We start from the raw sequence: 2111 nt of genomic DNA, 5'->3' as shown, positions 1-2111 counted from the left end.
GGGCAGGGCGGAGCCGGGCGGGGCGGGGGTGAGCCGGACCAGGTCCCCGGTGCGGTAGCGGATCAGCGGCTTGATGCCGTCGACCAGCATGGTCAGCACCAGTTCGCCGGTGCCGTACGGGCCGAGCGGGGCGCCGGTGTCCGGGTCCACCAGTTCGGCCAGGTAGTTGGGCGAGGACAGGTGCAGGGCGCCGCTGTCGGCGCCGGAGGCGATGCACAGGGCCTCCTGCGAGCCGTACAGGGCGGGCCGTACGACGGCCTGCGGCCAGACGGTGGAGACGTTCGCCGCGAACTGCGGGGTGCAGATCTCGCCGAGGACGAGGAACAGCTTCACCGGCAGCGCGGCCGGGTCGTAGCCGTGGTGCAGGGCGGCCTTGGCCAGGCTCAGGCACAGCGCGGGCGCGCACACGACGACCTCGACGCCGAGTTCCTCGATGAGGCGCAGCGCCTTCTTGAAGCCGACGCGCGGCGACTCGGGCCAGATCTTGACGTGGCAGAGGTCGAGGGTGGCGGCCACGTCGGTGAACACGTCGCCGAACGCGTACAGCTCGGACGGCCCCATGAGGCCGACGACGGGCTTGCGGTCGCCGAAGCGGGTGCGCAGCAGGTGGCGCCAGGACTGCTCCACGGCGGTGTTGGAGGCGGCGATGTCGCGGGCGCCGCGCGGGCAGGGGGTGGCGGCCCCGGTGGTGCCGTTGGTCTCGTAGTAGATCCGCGCGTCGGCGAGCGGCCCGGACAGGACGTCGTACATCTCGCGGCGCAGGTCGTCCTTGGTGGTGAAGGGCAGCGTCGTGAGCGTGGCGGGGGTGACGGCCTCGATGTCCACGCCGGCCAGGTGGCGGCGGTAGAACGGGGAGCGTGCCGTGACGTGCCGCAGTACGGCGGTCAGCCGCTCGGCGTGCCAGTCGGCCAGCGCCCGCTCGGTGAGGGTGCCGTCGTGGAAGGAGTCGCTGATCCGGCGGTGGGCGGCGAGGAAGGCGTCGGTGCCGTCGGCGGTCACGGCCGGGCCTGCGCGGTGAGGGCGGGCTCGGGGGTGTCCTCGAACTCGGCGGCGTTCAGGGCGAGTCCCACGCGTTCGTTGACCTCGCCGGTGTGGATCGGGCCGTCCTGACCGGTGAGCCTGCGGTGCTCGGCCAGCAGCTCCATCATGTCGATCATCCGGTCCACGAGCCGGGAGACGTTGGTCAGTCCCTCGTCGTCCTTCAGCGCGTCGCCGCGGTGCAGGGCGTGCACGGTGGCCGGGAACCCGCTGCCCACCACGATCATCCGGTTGAGCAGGGCGTTGACGGTGAGCTGCGCCCACACCTCGCCGGCGCTGTAGCGGCGGGCGACGGAGACGACGCCGGCGACCTTGTTGGTCAGCGGCCGGTCGAAGCGCAGGTGGCCGACCCCGGCCCGCTCGATGAAGGTCTGCATGAGGCTGGCGGTGCCGAAGCCGTGGACCGGCGCGGCGAAGACGATGCCGTCCGCCTCGATCATCCTGGCCACCACGTCGGCGACGCCGTCCTCCACCGCGCAGGGGACCGTACGGGTGTTGCAGTCACCGCACGGGCCGCAGCGGTCCATGCGGACGGAGCGCAGATCGACCGTCTCGAACTCGACCCCGCGCCGCGCCGCGACCCCGGCGGCGTACCGCAGGACGTCGGCGGTGTTGCCGTCACGCTCCGATCCGTTGATCGCCAGGATCCTGAGTGGTGCTGTCACGAGATGACTCCTTCGAAAGCGAAGATTCGGCGGTTCCGGCGCAGTCGGCGGTGGGCTGCCGGAGAGCAGGGCGCGGAGGGCGGGATGCTCGGCTTCGCCAAGTCGTCGTGGGAGGCCCGCCGACTTACCTGAATCGTCACGTCTGCGGGCGTGAGGGCGCATCTCTCTAAATGCTGTGCGAAAATCCCGGCCCCGCGGGCGTGCGGGAGGGGCGGCGGCGCAGGTCAGGCGCCGAGCACGAGGGGATACGTGTCGAGTCCGCGGACGACCCACCGGTCGCGGTAGACGGGGGAGGCGGCGGCCGTCAGGCGCGGGAAGCGGCGCAGCAGCCGGGGCAGGGCGATCCGGGCCTCCAGGCGGGCCAGGGGGGCGCCGAGGCAGTAGTGGGGGCCCGCGCCGAAGCTCAGG

General features: G+C 72.6%; 3 protein-coding genes. All 3 read right to left on the bottom strand.

Annotated features, from left to right (window positions below; all coding sequences use genetic code 11):
• On the bottom strand, positions 1–999 hold a 999-nt coding region (locus B7767_RS39490), incomplete at its 3' end, for a phenylacetate--CoA ligase family protein (RefSeq protein ID WP_085576141.1).
• On the bottom strand, positions 996–1703 hold the full coding sequence (locus tag B7767_RS39485; protein WP_085576140.1) for a flavodoxin family protein: 708 nt from the start codon (positions 1701–1703) through the stop codon (positions 996–998). The genes B7767_RS39485 and B7767_RS39490, both read right to left, overlap by 4 nt.
• 224 nt (positions 1704–1927) lie before the next feature.
• On the bottom strand, positions 1928–2111 hold a 184-nt coding region (locus B7767_RS39480; RefSeq protein WP_143652914.1), incomplete at its 5' end, for a cytochrome P450.

The organism is Streptomyces sp. 13-12-16, from assembly GCF_002114215.1.
Lineage (GTDB): Bacteria > Actinomycetota > Actinomycetes > Streptomycetales > Streptomycetaceae > Streptomyces.
This window is presented reverse-complemented; position numbering and strand designations above follow the sequence as displayed.